This is a genomic window from Vibrio ichthyoenteri ATCC 700023 (assembly GCF_000222605.1).
Classification (GTDB): domain Bacteria; phylum Pseudomonadota; class Gammaproteobacteria; order Enterobacterales; family Vibrionaceae; genus Vibrio; species Vibrio ichthyoenteri.
In genome coordinates this window covers 1-22,029 of record NZ_AFWF01000014.1, presented here as the reverse complement: position 1 = coordinate 22,029, position 22,029 = coordinate 1, and the positions used below count along the sequence as shown (strand labels likewise).

Below are 22,029 nucleotides of genomic sequence, written 5' to 3'. Positions count from 1 at the left end.
TATAAAACCCTCTACAACATCCTAACATCCTAACAGCCTTATCTGACGTTCCTGAATACTATCTGACTGCACTTCATTGTTTAGCTGCATCATACAACGAATTGCGTTATGGCGTTGAACAAGAATTGATAGCTCAAGTTGATCCTACCACCTTACAAAAAAATCATAACAAGACAGTCGATCTGAGTATGTTCGGCGTTGATGTGCAGCCTGTTAATGCTATTGAGTTGAAAAAGGCTGGTTTGCACTTCGCTGTTAAAGTTGTAGATGATGATTTTTATCTCCTTATCGATAATTTAGGTTCAATAGTGTCTGGTAAAGACGGTGATCCAATTCATCTTTTTAAAGATGAAGTTATAGGTCATTCGGTTGCTTAAATTATTGATAAATAAAAGATAAAGGTCATTTTTAAACAAATGACCTTTATAAACTATTATCACCATGGTGGAAGAAACGGCACTCGCAGGGCGCAAGTTCAAGCCTGACATGGTGGTGGCAATGGGGGGAGGTAGTGTGATTGATATGGGTAAAGCACTATCGGCGATCATTCCCAACCAAGGCGATGTTTATGATTATGTTGAAGTTGTTGGCCGTAATGTACCATTAAAAACCAAGCCTATCCCTTTCATTGCGATTCCAACCACCGCCAGTACGGGGTCCGAAGTAACACGTAATGCCGTGTTGCGCTCCGGCCAAGATCGGGTAAAGGTGAGTTTACGTAGTCCAGAAATGTTAGCTGATGTGGCGATTGTCGATCCTACGCTGACTTATGGCACGGATGCTTATACCTCAGGTCGCGGCGCGATGGATGCGTTCACCCATTTAATGGAAGCCTATGTGTGTGGCGATCCCAACCCATTAACCGATATGGTCTGTGAGGAAGGGTTGCGCCGCTTGAGTCGTTCCATTGTAGCGGGTTGCCTAAAGGATGATTTTCAAGCGCGCTCGGACTTATCTTTTGCCGCTATGCTTGGCGGAATGGCGATCACCAATGCAAAACTTGGTGCAGCCCATGGTTTAGCCTCCGCACTGGGCGGTAAATTGGCGGCTCCACACAGTGTGATTACCGCGCGTCTTGCGCCTTATGTTATGAAAGAGAATATTGATGCGGCCAAGCTTGCCGGCAGAACAGATGTGTTGATGCGATACCGTAAAATGGCGCAGATTTTGACTGGACGAACCAACGCCAGTCGAGAAGACGGTGTTTTGTGGGTCAATATGATGTTAGATCGGTTGTCGCTACCTGAATTAACCGAATTTGGTGTATGCAGTACCTCATTTGAGAAAGTGGCGGAAGATGCCATGAAATCTGTCGCGATTAAAGGCAACCCGATACCACTGACAGAAGAACGATTGCTGTTCATTTTGCAGCAGGTTTGCCAGTGCGATGGGCAGTGTCGTGAAGAGGTATCTTTTGATAAACAAGCAAAAGCCGAGTTACTGACAGAATGGGGAGAAAGTGGCGGCGTCGCGCCAACTCATCAAACCTAATCAGAGATTGGAACAAAGAAAAACGGAGCCAGTTGGCTCCGTTTTATTATTTTTGTCACGACTTAGAAGTGTGACAGCTTGTCGTAACGTGAATCTTTTAGCGCATCTTTGACGCGTTTTAGGTTTTCACGGAAGCCAGAACCACGACGCAGCGTGAAACCAGTGGCAAGAACATCAATCACCGTCATCTGAACTACGCGACTTGCCATCGGCATGTACACGTCAGTATCTTCTGGTACGTCGAGTGAAATCGACAGCGAACTTGCTTTATCAAGCGGTGAATCTTTCGCGGTGATCGCAATAACCGTTGCGCCATTTTCACGCGCTAGATTAGCAATCTCTACTTGGCTTTTCGTGCGGCCTGTATGAGAGATAAGAACGATAACGTCGTTATCTGTACAGTTAATGCAGCTCATTCTTTGCATCACGATGTCTTCAAAACAGGTGATCGGAATGTTGAATCGAATGAATTTGTTTTGTGCATCTTTTGCAACGGCAGAAGATGCGCCCAAGCCAAAAAACGAAATTCGTTTTGCTTGAGTGAGTAGGTCAACAGCGCGATTCACTTGAATAGGATCAAGGCTGTTCTTTGCAACATCTAGACAAGCCATTGTTGATTCAAAAATCTTGTGCGTGTAAGCATCAGGACCATCATCTTCTTCAACATTACGGTTCACGTAAGGTGTACCGTTGGCTAAGCTTTGTGCCAAATGCAGTTTGAAATCAGGGAAACCTTTGGTGTCCAAGCGGCGACAAAAACGGTTTACAGTAGGCTCACTCACATCGGCCATTTTTGCCAATGTTGCAATGCTAGAATGAATAGCAGTTTGCGGTGAAGCCATGATCACTTCTGCGACCTTGCGTTCAGACTTACTGAAATTCTCTAGATTTTTCTGTATTTTTTCTAATGTATTCATAGTGTTCACAAGGGTATAGAGAACAACTCGCTGGGCGAAGTTATCATTATAAGTAAGCTAGAAAGATGTTTTCTAACAACGTAATTTTTCGTCAGCGCCATTGACCCAGTATAAACCTAACCCTAAGTATTACAGTAATTTTTATACGAACCAATTCATGAGAATATGACAAGCCTCAAACAATATTTTGTGAAAACTACACAAATTCGATCGTTTAAGGCTCACATCGTACATAAATTGGTCTTTGATGATGCCGAGTTACATAAATCAGAAAGAAAATTTCAGTTTGCTAATATATTACTAGCAAGTGCGTTGATTTTTTCTAGCAGACTAGGTGCGCCATGTTGTGCAATTTCACGCTGTTCTTCTAAGACACTTTGTAAAATGTCGCAGGTCGTGAGTGGGTTTGCGAGTACAACACGGAATACGATGGTGTGTAAATCATCCCAGTGCACAGGATTTAAGCGTGTACGTGACACAAATGAACGGCCATTTTCACGTTGACGTTTTTGCACAAACTTAGTGAGTTCGTTTAATAGTCCGTTTAATTCAGCGCGTTTTTCAGTACTCGCTTTCTCCAACGCTTGGCGAATAGAGCGCGGCAGATAACGATAAGTGAGTAAGCACAGTTCAGGCTGTGAAATTAACTCAAAATCATCTTGTTGATCAATCAAGTCAGCAAAATAGCGCGCTTTTTCAATGCTTTGATTGATCAATAATTCGTAGCCAGGGCGGCTGATAATATGCATGGCTGCATAAACCAACATTGCCATGCCGGAACGTGATCCCTCAAGGGTGTGACTACCCAAATCTTTAGAACCTTTACGCAAAATGTATTGCGCATGGTGCTCGATGGATTTCATTGAACTTGGATCTTTGAATAGCACCATACCAGCGCCCATTGGAATATAGAGCTGCTTATGCGCATCAATGGTGACAGAATCGGCCAGTTCAATACCGTCTAAAAGGTGACGGTAGCGATTTGACATCAAGGTTGCGCCACCCCAAGCCGCATCAACGTGGAAATGACACTCTTCTGCTTGGCAGATTTCGGCCATCGCTTTAAGCGGGTCGATATTGCCCGTTTCAGTCGTACCGGCAACGCCGATGACTGCAAACGGCTTAATCTTTTTGTCTTTCAGCTCTTTAATCTTTAACTTGAGATCGTCAGGGCAGATACGGTTATTGCCATCCGTTTTGACAGGGACTAGACCATCTTGTCCAAGCCCTAAAACATCAGCGGCTTTTTTTAACGAATAGTGACCACGTTCAGAAACCAAGATCGCCAACCCTTCATAACCATAGTGTTTCATGGCTTTGAATAGGCCTTCTTTTTCTACACCACGAAAGTGACCTTGCGCGCGCAGTGCATTGTTACGTGCGACCCAAAGGGCAGTGATGTTAGCAATGGTGCCACCAGAACAAAACGCCCCCAGAGAGTGGTTGGCGCTGTGCATCCATTGTTGATAGAAGCTGTGATCTTGAGAATAAATCAGACGGTGCAACATCCCCAGCACTTGACGTTCAAGTGGGGTGAAAGCTTTTGATGTTTCAATTTTAACCAGGTTCTGGTTTAACGCGATCATGATTTTTGACAGCGGCATTAAAAAGTAAGGTAATGCGGACGTCATATGGCCAATAAAACTTGGCGCAGAAGTGTGAACGGAATGCGACACCAGCGTATCAAGGAGATGCTGGGTATGATCGGAGACAAACTCGGGTTGTTCGGGGATCACCGCGCAGGAGAAATCCTTTTCGATTTCTCGCAGGGGTTTTTCTTCCGCCACGATGTGCTCTCTCAGAAACTTATTCAAGTTACGAGATAGCTCTTCTTCAATTTGAGTGAGTGTTGAGTCTGGGCCTTCAGGGACGGTAAAGATTCGAAGTAAACTCTCGAAGCTTACGTCAGCCGTTTTTTGTTCCGATACCATGCAATTACGTTGCTCTTATCTTTTTATTGCAGCGCAACAATCTAAACGAAAAATAAAGCAATGTCCCGTCTTAATTAAAGAAACTTAAGTTACAGATAAAATGGATAGCGAAGGGAGAAGAGGGTGTGTCGACTAAATAAGCAAATTGATGACAACTTGCCCATTTAGTCGTAGAAAGCTTAATGGCAGCTTATAAGTCGATTAGTTACAGCTCATTAGTTCAACTTGGGCGATGGCCGTATTGTAGCGCTGTAGTGCTTCATCAATTTTAGTTGGGTGACTGAGCAGATCGGCAAAAGCAGAGCGTAACTCATAGTTTTGTTTATGTGGTACTGCTTGACGATCAGCAAAGGTTTTTGCTGCAATTTGGCCTAGCTCATCGTCGCGCTCGGCGAGAGCTTTGATCTCTTTTTGCTCTAATTGAAGCCAAGCTTCAACCGGCTTTTGTGTCGCCACTTTAGTTGCATCGTTTGCTAAATAGTATTTTACCGCTGCAGCATTGAGGTCGAAATGATTGCGACGCGCATCTAAATACCATTGGCTAACTTCTTTTAAATCTGGGTATTGCTGCGCAGTGAGCTGAGACAGATCTTCATACCAATGCATTGATGCCTCTATATAAGCATCATACTTCTGAGATAGACAGTCATTGTCTGCGGAAAATGCAGCGCTTGAGCTAACGCTGAGCAGCAATGCAATCATGACACGATTCATAGTTAACATCCTAGTTGTTATTGTGAGTATAGAGTTAGTGGCTTCTAGTTTAAGGAAGTTCTGTCATAATTCCCGCGATCTAACCCGCAAGTGAGACAAAGAACAACATCATTACCGGAACCAGCAAGCTCAAAATAAAGCCGCTGACAATCGCGACAGGAACACATCTGACACCGCCGGTGGTTTGAATTACAGGTAGAGTAAAATCCATTGCGGTTGCGCCTGCATAACCGATCGCTGTACATGGACGAGAGCGAATCAGCAGTGGAATAAGCACTAATGCGACCAATTCACGCAACAGTTCAATCATAAAGGATACGCCACCATAAACTGGACCAAAGGCATCACCCATTAAGATACCGGCAAGTGAATACCAGCCAAAGCCTGATGCCATCGCAAAGCCACGGTAAAGGTCAATGTCGAGTATCATCGCGGCAATAGCACCGCCCACTAACGAGCTACCAATGACCAGCGCCGCAATGCACATTCCTTGTTTATTAATTAGGATTTGCTTAAGCGTTAAACCACTGTTGCGCAATTGGATACCAATAAAAAACAGCAGTATAAAAAGAATCCATTCGCTCGCTGTATCCACCCATGAGAGATCAATTGGCAGCAATAAACCAACCGCTAAGCCACCACCCACGACAAAGATAAGTTTGACGGATTCAAGCGCCATACTAGAAAGGGGTAAATGGGTTTGTTTTGCATCAGCTTCAAGCGGTAGAAATTTGTCCACTAAAGGCAGTACCGCAATATTGCATAAACCTAAGCACACAAAGAAGGTCGCGGTATAACTTAAGATGGTTTGTAGATTTTCACCTAAATTATCCAGTGCAGCGAGACTTAGCCCCATCAGCGCTAAAATCACCAAAACCAGGCGGGCGGTAGTGGCGTTAATTTGATCGAGCAGACGTTGATTTGAAATCGCAATTAAATACCCCACCACAAGTGGGGCAAAGATGAATAACATCCCTGTGAACATAGTAAATCCTAAGGCGCTATAGACCGCTAGCCCTGATGAGTTCGTTGATTTTTAGAGTGAACTCACTATCTCCCAAATTGGTTAATTTGTACAGTATATCCGCGCCGGTCACATCGATTTCAATTTCGTGTTCATCGAGGCGATCATCCTTGCGGCGGAACATCAGAATATGGTTGGCGATACGCGCGATATCTAAATAGTTAACTTCAAGATCAAGCTGTTGGTGGTCTTGGTTGGTGGCAACGTCAATAAAGTCACGGTCAAATCCCCATTTACTCAACACCAATTTACTGGCAGCAGGGCAGATTGAATTGAAGATACGCAGTGCAAGATCGGGATCGAGGTAATTGCCTCGTTCTAAGTAGAGGTAATATTCATTGACGATACAAAACAAACCAATGTCAGCTAGAAGCCCTGTCAACAGAGCCTTATCGGAATCAAGGTATTGATATTGCTGAGGAGCTGCTTGTTTGAACTCTTTTGCTACCATCACCATGGTCGCAGAAAGCTCCTTTGAGGTGCGAGCACTTTTACGGAGAATGCGGTTACAGTCATCGCTGAGATTGACAGAGTTTTTGAGCTGTTCGATCGATTGTGCGGTGACAATATCTCGGACTCGCAGTATGCCAAGACGAGAAACCGCGGTGACAATGTCAGTACACTCAATGTTACGGCGGTTGAAGATGACGGAATTTGCCACGCGAATGACCACTGCAGCAAGGCCTGGGTCTTCAACTAAGCAATCAGCGATATCGAAGATTAAGCAATCAGCGATATCGAAGATGGTGGTGCAATCAAGACTGCATAGTCTTTGAATGTTGAGGACGACTTCTGGAATCGGTGGGAGAGTGATTTTTCCAGAGTCAATCGAGTTCTCGAGAAAGTGGGTGAACTCACTTTCAATACCTTTTTCGATAAGTTCTCGGTTTTCGGGCAGCCAATAAAAAGATAAATGGTTCATAGGAATATTATTATGTATTTTGGGGCAAGTTTACCGTTTATATTAGCAAACAAGCAAATAAAGAATGTTGTTACAAGCAAGCAACTTAGATAGGTAAGGTCACTTCGAGATACATGATATTTCAGAAAGTTATTCTACCTCACTCGAAGAGTGGTTTTTTTGACACGTTCGAGTAACGGAATTCCGGCACTGTGATTTTTGTCTCATTTTTAAGCAATTTGACTCTTATTGATGTGAAGTATGACCAGACTTAATTTGTTTCGTTAACTATCATTTTAGGTATCAAATAAAGGGTCAAGCTTTTGATAATAAATACACAATATGACCCTAAAAATTTTTTCGCTAAAACGCTGCTATCTGGTGATCACAAATAATCGGGGTTAATGATTAAAAGGATCAATGGATATGACAGAGCAATTGTTTATTGAGTATGTTGGCAAATTTGGTGACTTCCAAAAGCGTTCAATGTTCGGAGGAACGGGTCTATTCAAAGACGATGCAATGTTCGCATTAATCAGTAGTGATCATATATTTATTCGCGGTGGAGATGGTTTGGATGAAGATCTCATTGCGTTAGGTTGCGAAAAGTATCGTCATATTAAGAAACAAACGACAGCAACTGTAAATTACTATGACATCACTGAGCATTTTAATACGAAGAGTGCGGAACTTGATAAGGTTGTTAAGCAATCTATCGATCATTCTGTTTCTCAGCGTAAGTACAAACGCTCTTCAGCCAATCGCCGTCTAAGAGATTTGCCAAATATGCAACTGACCTTAGAGCGCATGGTTAAAAAAGCAGGCATCGATGATGTTGAAGAATTTATTGAGTTAGGTGCAGCACAGGTTTTTTCTCGTGTGAAGCAAACCTATGGTAGTGATGTCGATGTGAAGCTGTTGTGGAAGTTTGCCGGTGCCATTGAAGGTATCCATTGGAAACTTATCCAAGAGCCGCGTAAACGCCAATTATTGTCTAACTGCCAGTAATCATTACCCTTAAATGAATAGGGTAGATAGATGAATTAAAAACACCGAACTTGTTCGGTGTTTTTTTATTGGGAATTGGATTAAAGTCTGTTGATTGAGATTTTAAATTATTCCTATGAACGATCTGCTTATTACCATTTCATTGCCTTCGCTTATTCATCGTATTGGGCGCACTTCGGTTATTCTCGCCCGTGAATTGGCATTGGAAAATCGCTGTGAACTTAAACGGTTGAGGCGATCTCGTCATTGGCAACTTAGCGGAGAGTTTACTCATATCGAGCAGTTTAAAATCGCACTAAAAGCCCATGACTCGGTGAGTTATCAATTTATTCTAACGAAGATCTCATCTCAATTAACGATGTTAGAACCACCCCAAACAATTGAGCAGCAATTGGCTGCATTGATTATCTCTCATCCAGCGATCACGCTAGCTGAATTAATCAGCTTGACTCATTGCAGTGAAGCAGAGGCTCGATTAGCACGGTTTAATTACGAGACACTGTAACGCTTTCATCTTCTCCTTTATAACCTTCATCTATCTTCTTACTTTTATCGTCTCTCTAATTTAAAACCGGCCATTAAAAAACAGCTTTACCTAAAGTTAACTTGAGGAATTAGAGTGTTCATCATGCTGCAAAGGAAATGAATCAGTAAGATGAATGAAAGGACTCAGACCATGAAAAGCTATTTAGAACACGCCAATATATCCGTCGTCGATCCACGCAAAACCATCGAATTTCTCTTAGTTGCGATTCCGGAATGGAACTTGAGGGGGCAAGGGCGTTACTTGAATGACCGTGATGAACAGATTGAGTGGTTTCACATTGGAGATGAACAATTTTATATTGCGATTGATTCACTAGGGGCGGGTAAAGCGCCTTATTGGACAGAGCGATTTACTGGGCTTAATCACTTAGGCTTTGCAGTGCCGAATATTGAAAAGCTAATTGATCGCTTGGCGCAAGCTGGCTATCAACTTTACCATTTTGGAGCCGAGCATCCCCATCGTAAAAATGTGTACTACATGGATGAGCATCGGATGCAGTTTGAGTTTGTTGAATATTTTTCGCAGCAGGATGATGAGCGTAACGATTATCAACTGTAGGTGATTATAATGCGAAAGCCCCCACGGCAATCTGTGCTGTGGGGGCGATAATTATTTACTTAGTTAACGACGATGGCTTTACTGTGTTGCTGGTGGCCTTTAATGTTGCAGGCAAGCTTCACTTGCTCATCACCATGGAAATGCCATGTAAACTGGCGAGTCTTTTTTGGGTTCGACAAGGATGGAGCTGCTGGTGTCATGTTCCATCCCCGCCATTTGCTGCATCATAGTGTGATGATTTTTAAGCTCTTCTACTGAACCAATTGCAAATTCATGACGTTGATTACCAGTGTTCATCACCACAAATTGCACCACATCGTTCTGTTCTATTGAGACGGATTTTTTAAATTGAATGGGTTTGTCGTCACTGAGAATAACATGAACGACCTTATCCGCTTTTGCGCCTTGCGCTGGCATTCCTACGCTGGTCATTCCCGGCATTGACTGCATATCGTTATGATTCATATCATGTGCTTTTATCTTACCATGTTCGACGTTAGCATGATCCATGCTTTTATGTTCCATGCCGCTATCGTCGTTGTGTTTATGGTTGCTTTGCGCATAAGTAAATGGTGTGCTGAGCAATAAGCCGATAAGTAGTACAAATTTCATGATCACTTCCTTATTTCATTTCGTTTGGTTGAGTTAGTGTTTTTTGGTTAGATTTGATCTGTTGCTGTTTCCACAGTTTAAAAATTGCGGGTAAGACTAATAGTGTCAGTAATAATGCTGACGCCATTCCTCCGATCATTGGAGCGGCGATACGCTGCATAACTTCTGAACCGGTGCCGTGGCCATACATAATCGGGATTAGTCCGATAATAACGGTGCTCACGGTCATCATGACTGGTCGCACACGCAGGCCAGCCCCTTCGCTAATGGCGTCGTCAAGTTGTTGTTGCGTGAGTAATGTTTGGTTTTGCGTAGCGCTGCGAGTTTTATCGTCCCATGCTTGGTTGAGGTAAACGAGCATGATCACGCCGATCTCCACGGCCACACCAGCAAGGGCAATAAATCCGACGCCAACGGCGATGGAGAAATTAAAGCCAAGGCCATACATGAGCCACAGTCCGCCCACCAATGCGAGAGGAAGTGTTGCCATGATGATCAAGACTTCGCCCACACGGCGGAAGCTCAAGTAAAGTAGTAAGACAATGATAGCCAGCGTGATTGGCACAACAACACTTAACCGCTCTTTCGCGCGTTCCATATACTCATACTGCCCTGACCATGTAAGTGAATAACCCGCTGGTAGGGCTAACTGTTGGGTCACGGCGAGTTGCGCTTCTTTTACGTAAGACCCTAGATCTCGCCCTTCAATATCAACAAACACCCAGCCATTTGGTCGTGCATTTTCAGTTTTGATCATCGGTGGGCCGTCTTCGTACCGAACATCCGCGACATCGGCCAGGGCGATGCGAGCGCCATTTGGCGTGATTAAAGGCAGGTTCTGCAGTTTTACAAGCGAGTCACGATATTCTTGTGGGTAACGGACATTGATAGGATAGCGCTCTAATCCTTCCACTGTTTCACCCACCTTCATTCCGCCAACAGCGGTCGCGATGACTTGTTGAACATCACTGATATTCAACCCGTAACGAGCGGCTTGGCGGCGATCAATATCAATAGTGATATAACGGCCACCGGCCACGCGTTCGGCATAGACTGAGGTTGTGCCTGTGATTGGTGCGAGAATAGGCTCTAGTTTTGCCCCTAGTTGCTCGATCACTTTCAGCTCCGGACCGGCAATTTTAATTCCAATAGGGGTTTTTATCCCTGTAGCAAGCATGTCAATACGGGTTTTAATCGGCATCACCCACGCGTTAGTTAAACCGGGAAATTGCACCAAATCGTCAAATTCTTTGCGTAATGATTGCGTGGTGACACCTTCTCGCCACTCTTCACGTGGTTTGAGCTGGATGGTCGTTTCAATCATTGTCAGAGGCGCCGGATCGGTGGCGGTTTCTGCGCGGCCAATTTTACCCCATACCGTTTCAACCTCGGGAACGGTCTTGATAAGCTTGTTGGTTTGCTGCAACAACTCACGTGCTTTACCAATCGAAATTCCCGGGTAGGTGGTAGGCATGTACATTAAATCGCCTTCATCCAATGGCGGAATGAATTCACTGCCGAGCTGCTTGGTTGGATAATAAGCTGATGCCAGTAACACCAGCGCTAAGCAGATCATGCTTTTTGGATAACGCAAGCTGAGGTTGAGCATTGGGCGATAGAGCCCAATTAGACCGCGATTGATTGGATTTTTATGTTCTGGAAGGATTTTCCCGCGCACGAAATAGCCCATCAAAACCGGGACCAGAGTGATAGCAAGACCTGCGGCAGCAGCCATCGCATAAGTTTTTGTGAAGGCAAGCGGAGAGAACATCTTACCTTCTTGGCCTTCGAGAGCAAACACAGGCACAAAACTGAGTGTAATGATCATCAATGAGAAGAACAGTGGAGCGCCGACTTCTTCTGCCGCTTTAGTGATCACTTGCCAACGGTTTTCATCCGTTAAGGGCGTTTTTTCGATATGCTTGTGGACGTTTTCAATCATTACAATCGCCCCATCGACCATTGCGCCGATGGCGATGGCAATTCCGCCAAGGGACATGATATTGGCGTTAATCCCTTGCCAATGCATAACGATAAAAGCAGACAAAATACCAATAGGTAAGCTAATCGCGATCACTAAAGATGAGCGAATATGAAAGAGGAATAGCGCGCACACCACTGCAACCACAAAAAATTCTTCAGCCAGTTTTTGCCACAGGTTCTCGACCGCCGAATCAATGAGGGTAGAACGGTCATAAGTGGTGACAATTTCAACGCCACTAGGTAAGCCTGCTTGCAGTTCTGACAGCTTAGCTTTGACGTTATCGATCACTTGGCTGGCATTCTCTCCAAAGCGCATTACGATCACTCCGCCGACCGCTTCACCTTCACCGTTTAGTTCGGAAATACCACGACGCATTTGTGGGCCAAGGTTTATCTCCGCTACATCTCCCAGCAGCAATGGCGTTCCGTTGGGCGTGACTTTTATCGGAAGGTTTTGTAAATCAGCAATGCTCGATAGGTAGCCAGAAGTGCGCACCATGTGTTCAGCTTCGGCGACTTCAATAACCGATGCACCTGTCTCTTGATTACCTTTGCTAATTGCTGAATTCACTTGCTGTAACGTTAAGTCGTAAGCGCGTAGCTTGGCCGGATCAATTTGAACTTGATACTGCTTAACCATGCCACCCACAGTCGCAACTTCAGAAACGCCCGCAACGGTTTGTAATTCATACTTCAAAAACCAATCTTGCAAACTACGCAACTGAGCGAGATCGTGTTGACCGCTCTTATCTTGTAGAACGTAACTATAAACCCAGCCCACACCGGTGGCATCAGGTCCTAAGGTTGGTTTTGCCTGCGCAGGCAGATTCGGCGCAACTTGGCTGAGGTATTCGAGCACTCGTGACCGAGCCCAATACATATCCGTATTATCATTAAAAATAATGTAGACGTATGAATCGCCAAAAAAGGAATAACCTCGTACCGTTTCAGCCCCTGGGACTGCCAACATGGCAGTCGTGAGGGGGTAGGTGACTTGATCTTCTACCACTTGTGGCGCTTGGCCCGGATAGCTGGTTTTAATGATCACCTGCACATCCGATAAATCGGGAATAGCATCTACAGGGGTGTTTTTGACGCTGTATAAACCGCTGATAGTCAGTAGCACCGCGGCAACTAACACTAAAAAGCGATTGTTAATTGACCAGCGAATAATGGCACTAATCATAGCGTGTCCCCTTGTTCACCAGTTTGTGCTTCTAGCTGTTTCAATTGCCATTCACCGCGGTTATTTTCCACTAGAAATCGCACTCTCTGTCCTTCACTAAACGGCGAAAGGTCAAAATTGTCGCTGACTGAAAAGTTCTGTTCACCAGCTTTCCACTTTAGCGGGTCAACGTTGTCATGTGAGAGAGTCACCATATTGAAGTCGCTCATTAACATCGTGATGCTACCGTCAATCCAAACCTGATCGACGGGATTGATTGCAGGTTTGAGCTGAGTGATAAGATATTGACCTTGAGGTGTTTTTTCCATTTCAAAACGAATGGATTGGCCTTGCTCAAGTGTCGATATATCGAGTGACGGCGCCAGCGTGAAATTCATCACCATCGCTGGCCAGTTCCATTGCTCAACGGGTTGGTGATTGATGGTTAGCATATGATGATCGGCCATGATGTCGGTTATTTGGCCGTTGGCCCATGCTCGTGGCGCTGGTGCGTCTAGGCCGTTAATACGTGACAGCTCCGCACTTTGGCTTGATTCTGAATCGAGCATAAATTGAGCTGAGGTCACGACACGATCCGAGAGTTCTAGGCCTTGTAATACCTCAATACGATCAGACGCTTCTCGTCCTGTTTCGATGCGAGCAGAGCGATATTGGCCATCTCCGAGTGCTAATACGACTCGGCTCATCGCATTGGCTCGTATCACTGATGATCGTGGCACCGTAAGCACTTGATTGTCACTCACTGGTGTTAAGGTCACATTAGCGAACATGTTCGGTTTTAGCTCACCTTGAGGATTATCAAACTTTAGCCTGACTCTTAAGGTTCGCGTTGCTGGATCAAGAATAGGGTAGACATAGTCGACACGGCCCTGCCAAGTTTGGTAAGGGATAGAATCGAGCTTCATGCTTGCTTGACTGCCGCTTTTCACCCAATGACCTTGTCGCTCAAACAGTTCTACATCAACCCAGACGTGATCAAGTGGACCTGCGCTGATCACGGTTTGAGAGGGTGATAAATATCCCCCTTCACGAATATTTAAATTGGCGATAACACCATCAGCAATGGCTTTAATCTCTATATGTTGTTTGGCTTTTCCACTGCGATAAATCTGTTTGATTTGCGCATCATCAACCCCTAAAGCACTTAAGCGTTGTTTCGCGGCTTGGATAATGGTTTTGCGCCCGGTGCGATTGGCATTCAATAGTTCTTCTTGGGCTTTAACAAGATCGGGAGAGTAGAAAGTAAACAGCACATCGCCTTGCTTTACTTTTTCGCCCACAGTGTCGACATAGAGCTTTTCTACCCAACCACTGGTTCTCACGTTGGTTTGCCACAGAGTACTTTCATCAAATGATACGTAACCCACAGCGTCAATTTGTGGTCGTAGTGGCTCTAATTTAACCTGAGTGGTTTTAACACCAAGATTGTTTTCTACCGCAGGCGATATTGTTACCGTTCCAGCGGCTTTCTCGGTGCTTGGCGAGTCTTCGGCGTAGACCGGAATTAAATCCATTCCCATTGGTGATTTACCCGGCTTATCACGTTGATAATTCGGGTCCATAGGAGCGACCCAGTAAAGCGGTTCGTTGGTGGCGTTTGATTCTGAACTTGCGGCCATGGTGCTATGTGTACCAGGCATAACCCAGTGGTTGATGGAAAAGCCAAGCGCGCCGCCAATCAACAGTGCAGTAGAAGCTATTGTTAATGTTTTCATCTGTTTCTCCTAGCGGTTTGCTGAGTGTGTTGAACTCTGAGCGAGTTGGATATCGACGCTGCTCAGTAGATTAGCTAATTGATTATTGGTGATATTTAGGTCGGTGATTAAGCGCTGATATTCCAATTCAATCGTTAACTGGTTAGTTGACGTTGTGACAATGTCACCAAAGTTGGCGCTGTTATTCTGGTAGCCTTGTTCTACAGCAAGGCGTTGGGATTTGGCTTGCTTGAGCAGTGACAAACGATAGCGCTCAATACGTTCAAGATTGAACTGACGTGTAGAAAGTAAACTATTGAGTTGGCTGTTTAATTTCGCTAACAGCGCATCGCGTTGAGCTTGAAGCGCTCCCACTTGATATTGCGCCCCTGCATGAGCTTTATCTTGCTTATTACCCGTAAATAGAGGCAGATCCACAGTCAGGTAGGCGCTGAGCATGTCTGGTGCAGGTTCACCCTGCATATTATTGGCTTGGCGATGGGCATACATTAATTCGATACCAAATTGTGGCGAGTAGGTTTCTTCAGCGATAGCCACTTGTGACTTTGCCGCTAGGATGGAGGCTTCTAACGCTTGCAGCGTTGGGTGGAGGCGAAGGCGGTCATAGCGTGCATTGCTGTGGTCGATAGTATCGAGTATCGCTTCGAGGTTTGACCAGTCGGCATGGTTTGATGCCAAAATATCCTGCGCGGATAAAGGATTAGCTTGCGGATCAGCGTTGCTGAACCACTCTGATAGTTGCGCCAAAATCTGGTGCTGAGTTTGTTGGTTCGATAACAGCTTTTGCTCAATTTGACTGACTTTTAGCTGCGCTCCAATTACATCTTGCGATTCACTTAACCCAAGCGCGTAATTACTATCTAAACTATCAACCCATTGCGTTAGCCAAAGTTGTTGTTGTTGCAGTAATTGCTGGGCGGTGCGATTGTAGCCTAATTCCAACCACAGGGTAGTGACTTGCATAGCGACTTCTCTAGCACGCAAGTTGGCTTGAGATAAACCGATCTGTGCTTGATTTTGCGCCTGTTGGGCTTGGTAGGTTGTGGTATCACCGCGATCAAATTTCTGCATAACACCCAAAGAGATATTACTCATTGGGTCTTGATCAAGTTGAAAACTATCAATAGGCACGCCACCAAAACCAACTTTGATGGTTGGGTCGGCAAGGGTCGCTTTGGCGAGGCCGCTATTTAGACTCGCGTTAGACAACTCAATGAACTGTCGACGTGTTGCATCATTTTCTATCGCGATTTCAATCAATTGCTCAAGAGTTAATGTCGCTGTAGGCGATGACGTTGCCTTTTGTTCTATTGATACAGCTTGGCTATGGAACTCATTTGCCAACACAGGGGTGATCGTACCCATCGCGGTAGCGAAAGCGATCGTCACCAAATTTAGATGAAATTTCACAATTCAATCCATTCACAATATATGCACGCGAAGAGATTCGGCGAGCATTAAAAATAAGACGGTTACGAAGCGTTATCGCGACGTAAGCCATAATTAAAATGAATAGAAATTATGCGTTGGGTGGACGATAGAGTGAGCGAGACATGTGGATAATGTCGGTACTGGACTCTAAGGGGAAAATGACGGAATGAGCAACACGAATAATATCCGTTGACTCGCCGATGAGTGCCGCAACAACCGTAAGGCAGGTTGTATCACAGCAATCATGCTGCATGGCGCTATTGGTTGGGCAGTCTTCCATCGAACTGATGTCTGACATCATCCGGTGGTGTTCTGTCATAGCAGGCAGATTGTCAGACTGACTTTGCGATGTACAAGAGCTAACGCCACTGTGGTTACTAGCGTTCATCTGTAGCATTTGAATTGGCATTAGTGATTTGCTCGACGCCATACTTGACGCAACAAGCGCCAATGCCGTAAGCAACACTAACCAAATTGTACGCATAGATTTTGCGTGCATATGAGGACCAATTCAAACAAGTAGTCTTTAAAATAAGCCTTCCCCCTAGGGCAAGGTCAAGAAAAAAGGCCTGATAAATTGAAATTTATCAGGCCTAAAGAGTTTATTTATCGGTAATTAATCGAAAATGATTAGTGCGTTAGGTAATGCTGGACAAACTCAGTGACTTTAACCATGTCATCAATCGCAATGAACTCTTCAGTGGTGTGAACTTTCGCCATGCCAGTTGAGATGTTCACTGTGGTTAAACCAAGTTTATTAAAGTTGTTCGCGTCACTACCGCCGCCGGTTGCTTTGGTGATTGGGTCGGCACCAATAGCACTGAAAGAGGCTTTGATTTGTTCGATATGTGGATGGTCATCGGCAATCACAAAACCATCGTATGCGCGTGTAGATTCGATCTCTACTGTTGCTCCATGCTTTTCCGCCGCTGCTTGGAACGTTTCAACCATATGGTTAACTTGCTTCGTTAGCTTGTCATTATTGAGCGAGCGAGCTTCGGCAATGATGTTTAGCTCAGGCATAACGATGTTGGTTGCATTACCGCCTTCCACAATGCCGATGTTTGCGGTGGTTTCTGAATCAATACGCAATAAGTTCATTTGCGTAATGGCATCCGCGGCTACACCGATAGCACTAATACCTTCTTCAGGTGCAAGGCCAGCGTGAGCAGGGCGACCAATGATTTTGGCTACAATTTTTTGTTGGCCAGGCGCGGCATTTACGATGCTGCCAATTGGGCCGCCGGTATCAAGCACGATAGCTTTGTCTGATTTGATAAAGCTCATGTCAAAGTGTTCTGAGCCGTGTAGGCCGCCTTCTTCATGGACAGTAAAGGCGATTTCTAGGGTTTTGTGCTCAAGGTTTTCAGCTTGGATACAACGAACCGCTTCCATAATTGCAGCAATGCCTGATTTATCATCGCCACCTAGAATGGTATTGCCTTTCGAGCGAATGATGCCGTCTTCAATGATCGGCTCAATGTTCTTGCCTGGAGTCACGGTATCCATGTGGCAGCTCATAACGACGCTGTCTGCCAATGTACCTTCTAGGCGAGCATAGATGTTGAAACCGTTGGTGTACTGCTCAGGAACAGGCAGTTTATGTACAGCAAAGCCGAGCTCACCAAGTTGTTCAGCTAGCGCTTCAGCGATCTCTTTCTCAAAGCCTGTTTCACTGTCGATTTTAATTAGTTGGCAGAAATGCTCTACCAGGCGATCACGATTAATTGGATTCATTGTTATATCTCACTAGGGAACAGAGGCAGTTAACATAGCCTTGATTCGTTAGGCTCTACCCTGATGTAAATCAAAGTTTCTTTGTCTCTAGTAGCAACAATTACATGATGTAAATCAATTGTTACGCGCGGCAATTTATAATGAACTTTAAATCAACAGGTTGTATAAAAAATGATGGTTGGCAAATACTGTTTACGTTTATAGCGACACGTTTTTTACCAGCAACTTATCGGCATAATTGTTCATGTTTGTCGCGGTAGACCAAAGTTAAGCTAATAAGGACTATTCACTACAGAGATGGACAGCGAGGTAAAAATGGACAGGAAATACAATCCATTAGGTACTGATGGCTTCGAGTTTGTTGAATACACGGCGGTGGATACTCAGGGGATTGAGCAGCTTAAAGACTTATTTCTCTCTTTGGGCTTTGCCGAAGTCGCTAAGCATCGATCTAAAGAGGCTTGGTTGTTTAGACAAGGGGAGATTAATTTCATTGTCAATGCTCAACCCCATAGCCAAGCACAGCGTTGTGCGCAGTTACATGGCCCTTCAGTGTGTGGTATGGCCTTTCGGGTAATAAATAGTGGCGAGGCAATGCGGTATGCATTGGACAATGGAGGCTCTGAATACCAGACCGAAATAGGGCCGATGGAGCTTTCAATACCGGCTATCCATGGTATTGATGGTAGTTTGATTTACTTTGTTGATCGTTATGGTGAGCAGAGCATTTATGATGTTGATTTTTGCTTTTATGCCGATGCAGAACAGCGTTGCCACGAGCAAAGTGTTGGGCTATTTGAGGTCGACCATTTAACTCACAACGTTAAGCAGGGCCACATGGATGTATGGTCTGGATTTTATGAGCGAATCGGCAATTTCCGTGAGATCCGCTATTTTGATATAGAGGGTAAATTAACCGGGCTAGTCAGCCGAGCGATGACATCGCCTTGTGGAAAAATACGTATTCCAATCAATGAGTCATCAGACGACAAATCGCAAATCGAAGAGTTTATTCGTGAATACAACGGTGAAGGAATCCAGCACATTGCATTGAGTACCGAGGATATTTACCAAACGGTCATCGATCTTCGTGGGCGTGGAATGCAGTTTATGCCTACTCCTGATACCTATTATCAAAAGGTGAATCAAAGGGTTGAAGGCCATCAAGAAGATTTAGACGTGTTAAAACAGTTGCGTATATTGATTGATGGTGCACCGATGAAAGATGGCATCTTATTGCAAATATTCACTCAAACGGTGATTGGGCCAGTGTTTTTTGAAATCATTCAACGTAAAGGCAATCAGGGCTTTGGTGAAGGTAACTTTAAAGCGCTGTTTGAATCGATTGAAGAAGATCAAATACAGCGAGGAGTGCTAAAGGATGCGTAAAGGGATCACTTATCCGCACCGCGAAGGGATTTGCTCTAAGCAGGCTCATGCTGATTTTCCTAAGCAAGCCATTTATGAAAGAGAAGCAGGGCGGTCGGGCTTTTTTGGTCCAGCGGCGCACTTTCACCATCAACATGCACCAACAGGTTGGCACGAGTGGCAAGGTGAGTTGAGGCCACGAGCGTTTAATTTCAACATGGTCGAGCACAGTAAGCAGCTTTCTCCTTGGGATGTGCCACCTTTACTGCACAATACGCAGTGTAAAATACGAGTGTGGCAGTTGAAGCAGGCGATGCCTTTTTTGGCTCGTAATGCCGATGGCGATGAACTGCTGTTTATCCACCAAGGTTCTGCTGAACTGTATTGTGATTATGGGCATTTAAGCTTGGTGACTGGGGATTATGTCTTGATCCCTCGCTCAACCAATTGGCGTTTGGAGCCACATGAGCCAATGTTTCTCCTGATGATTGAATGCAGTGATGGAAGCTATGGATTACCTGATAAGGGGATGGTGGGGCAACATGCGGTGTTTGATCCTGCAGTGCTGGATGTGCCACAAATCAATGCCGCTTTCAAAGCTCAATACAGTGAAGCCACCACGCAGGTCTTGGTTAAACGTCACAGTCAAATCAGCACGATTACTTATCCTTTTAATCCTCTCGATGCCATTGGTTGGCATGGTGACCTATCGGTGGTTCGGCTAAATTGGCGCGATATCCGTCCGTTAATGTCACATCGTTATCATCTTCCTCCTTCTGCTCACACCACTTTTGTTGGTGAGGGTTTTGTGGTGTGTACCTTCGTTCCGCGCCCAATTGAAAGCGACCCAGGCGCTCTCAAAGTGCCGTTCTACCACAACAATGACGACTATGATGAGGTGCTATTTTACCATGAAGGGGACTTCTTCAGCCGCGATAATATTGAAGCCGGTATGGTGACGTTTCATCCCGCGGGTTTTACGCATGGACCTCACCCTAAAGCATTTGCAGCAAGCCAGACCAACCAGAAAAAACGCACTGACGAAGTGGCAGTGATGATTGATACCCGACATGCACTGACATTTTCACCTGCCGCGCAAGAAGTGGAGTTACCGGATTATGTCTACAGTTGGCGATCTGCCTAAACCAATCAATATTTAGGGAGTGAGAAAGCATGAAACTTGCCACGTTAAAAAATCAAACACGAGATGGCTTGCTGGTGGTGGTTAACAGGGCCATGACCCACTGCGTCGCTGTACCTGATATTGCTAATACAATGCAGCAGTTGCTCGATAATTGGCAGGCGTTAGAGGCGCCGTTGCAACAAGTGTCTCAGGCGCTTAATCAGGGAGAGCTTGAAGGGATGAGATTTGAGCCTCGCGATTGTGAATCCCCGTTACCGCGTGCCTATCATTGGGCCGATGGCAGTGCTTATGTCAATCATGTTGAGTTGGTACGTAAAGCTCGCGGCGCAGAAATTCCGGAGAGTTTTTGGCATGATCCCCTGATGTATCAAGGTGGTTCGGATACGTTTATTGGCCCTTGTGATGACATCACTTTTGCCAGCCAAGAGTGGGGGATTGATTTTGAAGCGGAAGTCGCGGTGATCACCGACGACGTGCCAATGGGTTGTACTGCAGAGCAAAGTAAACAAGCGATCCGCTTGTTGATGCTGGTGAATGATGTCTCTTTACGTAGTTTGATTCCGGCCGAATTGGGTAAAGGGTTTGGCTTTTATCAATCCAAACCCTCATCCGCTTTCTCTCCAGTCGCTATTACACCCGATGAATTGGGTGAGTCATGGCAGGAAGGTAAGGTCCATTTGGCCTTGTTTAGTTATTACAATGAGCAATTGTTTGGTCGGCCTAATGCGGGTTGTGACATGACGTTTGATTTTCATCAACTCATTGCTCACGCAACGAAAAGCCGTTCATTAGGAGCAGGGACCATTATTGGTTCTGGTACTGTTTCTAATAAGCAAGGGACAGCACATGGTAGCGCTATCAGTGGCGGCGGGCTGGGATATTCTTGTATCGCGGAACTGAGAATGATTGAAACTATTCGTGATGGTCAGCCGAGCACTTCATTTATGCATTTTGGTGACCGAATCAAAATCGAAATGTTAGACAAACACGGTGATAGCTTGTTTGGTGCGATCGAACAAACGGTGGTGCAATATTAATGCAATTGTATGGTTATTGGCGTTCCTCTGCTGCTTATCGAGTTAGGATCGCTTTGAACATCAAACGGATTCCTTATCAATATATTGCCGTTAATCTTATAAAAGATGGCGGTGAACAGCATGGACTGGCATTTCATGATCTCAATCCGAATGAGTTAGTCCCCGTGTTGGTTCATGGCGGGGTGCGCCTCAATCAGTCATTGGTGATCTTAGACTATCTCGATGAGCAGTTTCCCCAGCCTTTGTTGGTGCCGCTTAGCGGTGAGAATCGCTATATAATACGAGCCTTAGCGCAAGATATCGCGATGGATATTCATCCGCTGAATAACCTTCGAGTGCAGCAATATCTAACTAACCAAGCAAAGCTGCCCGAGCAAGCCAAATTAGCTTGGATGAAGCATTGGATTGAAATTGGATTTCTAAGTCTAGAAGAAAAATTAGCCAAAACTGCAGGGGTGTATTGTGTCGGCGCTGAAGTCTCATTGGTGGATGTCTGTTTAGTGCCGCAAGTCTATAATGCTCTGCGGTTAGAGATCGATATCAACCAGTACCCAACCATTGCTCGTGTTTATGCTGCGCTTAATCAACGAGAAGCGTTTGCGATGGCAACACCAGAGAGGCAGCCTGATGCGGTGTTAAAAAAGCCTTAACGTGATAGCTATGAACCTCCGTGTTACCAGCCTAAGTCCAATATATTGAGTGCTCTAGACGAGAGAATTAGCTAT

At 45.0% G+C, this 22,029-nt stretch carries 19 protein-coding genes and 1 pseudogene; 9 read left to right on the top strand and 11 right to left on the bottom strand.

Annotated elements, in window-relative coordinates:
* Positions 1–101 precede the first annotated feature (101 nt).
* Positions 102–377, top strand: coding sequence for a hypothetical protein (locus RH85_RS02310; protein ID WP_006710569.1), 276 nt, complete (start codon positions 102–104; stop codon positions 375–377).
* Positions 378–441: 64 nt separating this feature from the next.
* On the top strand, positions 442–1,491 hold the full coding sequence (locus tag RH85_RS02305; RefSeq protein WP_006710568.1) for an iron-containing alcohol dehydrogenase: 1,050 nt from the start codon (positions 442–444) through the stop codon (positions 1,489–1,491).
* A gap of 62 nt (positions 1,492–1,553) precedes the next feature.
* Here RH85_RS02305 and RH85_RS02300 read toward each other — a convergent pair whose 3' ends face one another.
* From RH85_RS02300 to RH85_RS02280, 5 genes are all read right to left on the bottom strand, one after another.
* The gene (locus tag RH85_RS02300) at positions 1,554–2,408 is read right to left on the bottom strand and encodes a MurR/RpiR family transcriptional regulator (protein ID WP_006710567.1); all 855 of its coding nucleotides are present in this window, start codon (positions 2,406–2,408) and stop codon (positions 1,554–1,556) included.
* A 281-nt stretch (positions 2,409–2,689) separates the two neighbouring features.
* Positions 2,690–4,339, bottom strand: coding sequence for a pyridoxal-dependent aspartate 1-decarboxylase PanP (gene panP / locus RH85_RS02295; protein ID WP_006710566.1), 1,650 nt, complete (start codon positions 4,337–4,339; stop codon positions 2,690–2,692).
* 201 nt (positions 4,340–4,540) lie between these two features.
* Positions 4,541–5,053: a hypothetical protein gene (locus RH85_RS02290; RefSeq protein WP_006710565.1), complete on the bottom strand. Its 513-nt coding sequence runs from the start codon at positions 5,051–5,053 to the stop codon at positions 4,541–4,543.
* A 79-nt stretch (positions 5,054–5,132) separates the two neighbouring features.
* Entirely contained in the window at positions 5,133–6,038 is a 906-nt protein-coding gene (locus tag RH85_RS02285) for a LysO family transporter (RefSeq protein WP_006710564.1), read from the bottom strand.
* Between the two features lie 16 nt (positions 6,039–6,054).
* Positions 6,055–6,999, bottom strand: a complete 945-nt coding sequence (locus RH85_RS02280; RefSeq protein WP_006710563.1) for an HDOD domain-containing protein — start codon at positions 6,997–6,999, stop codon at positions 6,055–6,057.
* Between the two features lie 399 nt (positions 7,000–7,398).
* On the opposite strand from RH85_RS02280, the gene RH85_RS02275 reads away from it, so the two are divergent.
* The 3 genes from RH85_RS02275 to RH85_RS02265 all read left to right on the top strand — a co-directional run bounded on the left by RH85_RS02275 (position 7,399) and on the right by RH85_RS02265 (position 9,091).
* Complete coding sequence (locus tag RH85_RS02275) at positions 7,399–7,986, top strand: TfoX/Sxy family DNA transformation protein (RefSeq protein WP_006710562.1); 588 nt, start codon at positions 7,399–7,401, stop codon at positions 7,984–7,986.
* Positions 7,987–8,101: 115 nt separating this feature from the next.
* Positions 8,102–8,491 carry a ribosome recycling factor family protein gene (locus RH85_RS02270; protein WP_006710561.1) on the top strand — a complete coding sequence of 130 codons (390 nt, stop codon included), beginning with the start codon at positions 8,102–8,104 and terminating at the stop codon, positions 8,489–8,491.
* Between the two features lie 171 nt (positions 8,492–8,662).
* The gene (locus RH85_RS02265) at positions 8,663–9,091 is read left to right on the top strand and encodes a VOC family protein (protein ID WP_006710560.1); all 429 of its coding nucleotides are present in this window, start codon (positions 8,663–8,665) and stop codon (positions 9,089–9,091) included.
* Positions 9,092–9,150: 59 nt separating this feature from the next.
* Here RH85_RS02265 and copI read toward each other — a convergent pair.
* From copI to RH85_RS02235, 6 genes and pseudogenes are all read right to left on the bottom strand, one after another.
* Positions 9,151–9,703 (bottom strand): annotated as a pseudogene (copI, locus tag RH85_RS02260) (copper-resistant cuproprotein CopI).
* Between the two features lie 10 nt (positions 9,704–9,713).
* Complete coding sequence (locus RH85_RS02255) at positions 9,714–12,872, bottom strand: efflux RND transporter permease subunit (RefSeq protein ID WP_006710558.1); 3,159 nt, start codon at positions 12,870–12,872, stop codon at positions 9,714–9,716.
* Positions 12,869–14,587 (bottom strand): efflux RND transporter periplasmic adaptor subunit, encoded by a 1,719-nt coding sequence (locus RH85_RS02250; RefSeq protein WP_006710557.1) that lies wholly within the window; start codon positions 14,585–14,587, stop codon positions 12,869–12,871. The genes RH85_RS02255 and RH85_RS02250 overlap by 4 nt, the downstream gene beginning before the upstream one ends.
* Before the next feature lie 9 nt (positions 14,588–14,596).
* Positions 14,597–15,997, bottom strand: coding sequence for a TolC family protein (locus RH85_RS02245; RefSeq protein ID WP_006710556.1), 1,401 nt, complete (start codon positions 15,995–15,997; stop codon positions 14,597–14,599).
* A gap of 109 nt (positions 15,998–16,106) precedes the next feature.
* Positions 16,107–16,502, bottom strand: coding sequence for a hypothetical protein (locus RH85_RS02240; RefSeq protein WP_241210345.1), 396 nt, complete (start codon positions 16,500–16,502; stop codon positions 16,107–16,109).
* Positions 16,503–16,648: 146 nt separating this feature from the next.
* Entirely contained in the window at positions 16,649–17,755 is a 1,107-nt protein-coding gene (locus tag RH85_RS02235; RefSeq protein WP_006710554.1) for a M20/M25/M40 family metallo-hydrolase, read from the bottom strand.
* A 315-nt stretch (positions 17,756–18,070) separates the two neighbouring features.
* Here RH85_RS02235 and hppD point away from each other — a divergent pair, with 315 nt between their 5' ends.
* The 4 genes from hppD to maiA are packed head-to-tail and all read left to right on the top strand — an operon-like array spanning position 18,071 to position 21,954.
* The gene (hppD, locus tag RH85_RS02230) at positions 18,071–19,144 is read left to right on the top strand and encodes a 4-hydroxyphenylpyruvate dioxygenase (protein WP_006710553.1); all 1,074 of its coding nucleotides are present in this window, start codon (positions 18,071–18,073) and stop codon (positions 19,142–19,144) included.
* Complete coding sequence (locus RH85_RS02225; RefSeq protein ID WP_006710552.1) at positions 19,137–20,267, top strand: homogentisate 1,2-dioxygenase; 1,131 nt, start codon at positions 19,137–19,139, stop codon at positions 20,265–20,267. The genes hppD and RH85_RS02225 overlap by 8 nt, the downstream gene beginning before the upstream one ends.
* A gap of 29 nt (positions 20,268–20,296) precedes the next feature.
* Positions 20,297–21,304, top strand: a complete 1,008-nt coding sequence (locus RH85_RS02220) for a fumarylacetoacetate hydrolase family protein (RefSeq protein ID WP_006710551.1) — start codon at positions 20,297–20,299, stop codon at positions 21,302–21,304.
* Entirely contained in the window at positions 21,304–21,954 is a 651-nt protein-coding gene (gene maiA, locus RH85_RS02215) for a maleylacetoacetate isomerase (RefSeq protein WP_006710550.1), read from the top strand. The genes RH85_RS02220 and maiA overlap by 1 nt, the downstream gene beginning before the upstream one ends.
* Positions 21,955–22,029 lie beyond the last annotated feature (75 nt).

Bases quoted from the DNA above. Each gene is read 5' to 3' on its own strand.
- RH85_RS02265 (WP_006710560.1), top strand. From the start codon at position 8,663: ATGAAAAGCTATTTAGAACACGCCAATATATCCGTCGTCGATCCACGC.
- RH85_RS02220 (WP_006710551.1), top strand. From the start codon at position 20,297: ATGAAACTTGCCACGTTAAAAAATCAAACACGAGATGGCTTGCTGGTG.
- RH85_RS02270 (WP_006710561.1), top strand. From the start codon at position 8,102: ATGAACGATCTGCTTATTACCATTTCATTGCCTTCGCTTATTCATCGT.
- hppD (WP_006710553.1), top strand. From the start codon at position 18,071: ATGGACAGGAAATACAATCCATTAGGTACTGATGGCTTCGAGTTTGTT.
- RH85_RS02300 (WP_006710567.1), bottom strand. From the start codon at position 2,408: ATGAATACATTAGAAAAAATACAGAAAAATCTAGAGAATTTCAGTAAG.
- RH85_RS02240 (WP_241210345.1), bottom strand. From the start codon at position 16,502: ATGCGTACAATTTGGTTAGTGTTGCTTACGGCATTGGCGCTTGTTGCG.
- RH85_RS02280 (WP_006710563.1), bottom strand. From the start codon at position 6,999: ATGAACCATTTATCTTTTTATTGGCTGCCCGAAAACCGAGAACTTATC.
- RH85_RS02255 (WP_006710558.1), bottom strand. From the start codon at position 12,872: ATGATTAGTGCCATTATTCGCTGGTCAATTAACAATCGCTTTTTAGTG.
- RH85_RS02285 (WP_006710564.1), bottom strand. From the start codon at position 6,038: ATGTTCACAGGGATGTTATTCATCTTTGCCCCACTTGTGGTGGGGTAT.
- RH85_RS02225 (WP_006710552.1), top strand. From the start codon at position 19,137: ATGCGTAAAGGGATCACTTATCCGCACCGCGAAGGGATTTGCTCTAAG.
- RH85_RS02305 (WP_006710568.1), top strand. From the start codon at position 442: ATGGTGGAAGAAACGGCACTCGCAGGGCGCAAGTTCAAGCCTGACATG.
- RH85_RS02290 (WP_006710565.1), bottom strand. From the start codon at position 5,053: ATGAATCGTGTCATGATTGCATTGCTGCTCAGCGTTAGCTCAAGCGCT.
- maiA (WP_006710550.1), top strand. From the start codon at position 21,304: ATGCAATTGTATGGTTATTGGCGTTCCTCTGCTGCTTATCGAGTTAGG.
- RH85_RS02250 (WP_006710557.1), bottom strand. From the start codon at position 14,587: ATGAAAACATTAACAATAGCTTCTACTGCACTGTTGATTGGCGGCGCG.
- RH85_RS02275 (WP_006710562.1), top strand. From the start codon at position 7,399: ATGGATATGACAGAGCAATTGTTTATTGAGTATGTTGGCAAATTTGGT.
- panP (WP_006710566.1), bottom strand. From the start codon at position 4,339: ATGGTATCGGAACAAAAAACGGCTGACGTAAGCTTCGAGAGTTTACTT.
- RH85_RS02235 (WP_006710554.1), bottom strand. From the start codon at position 17,755: ATGAATCCAATTAATCGTGATCGCCTGGTAGAGCATTTCTGCCAACTA.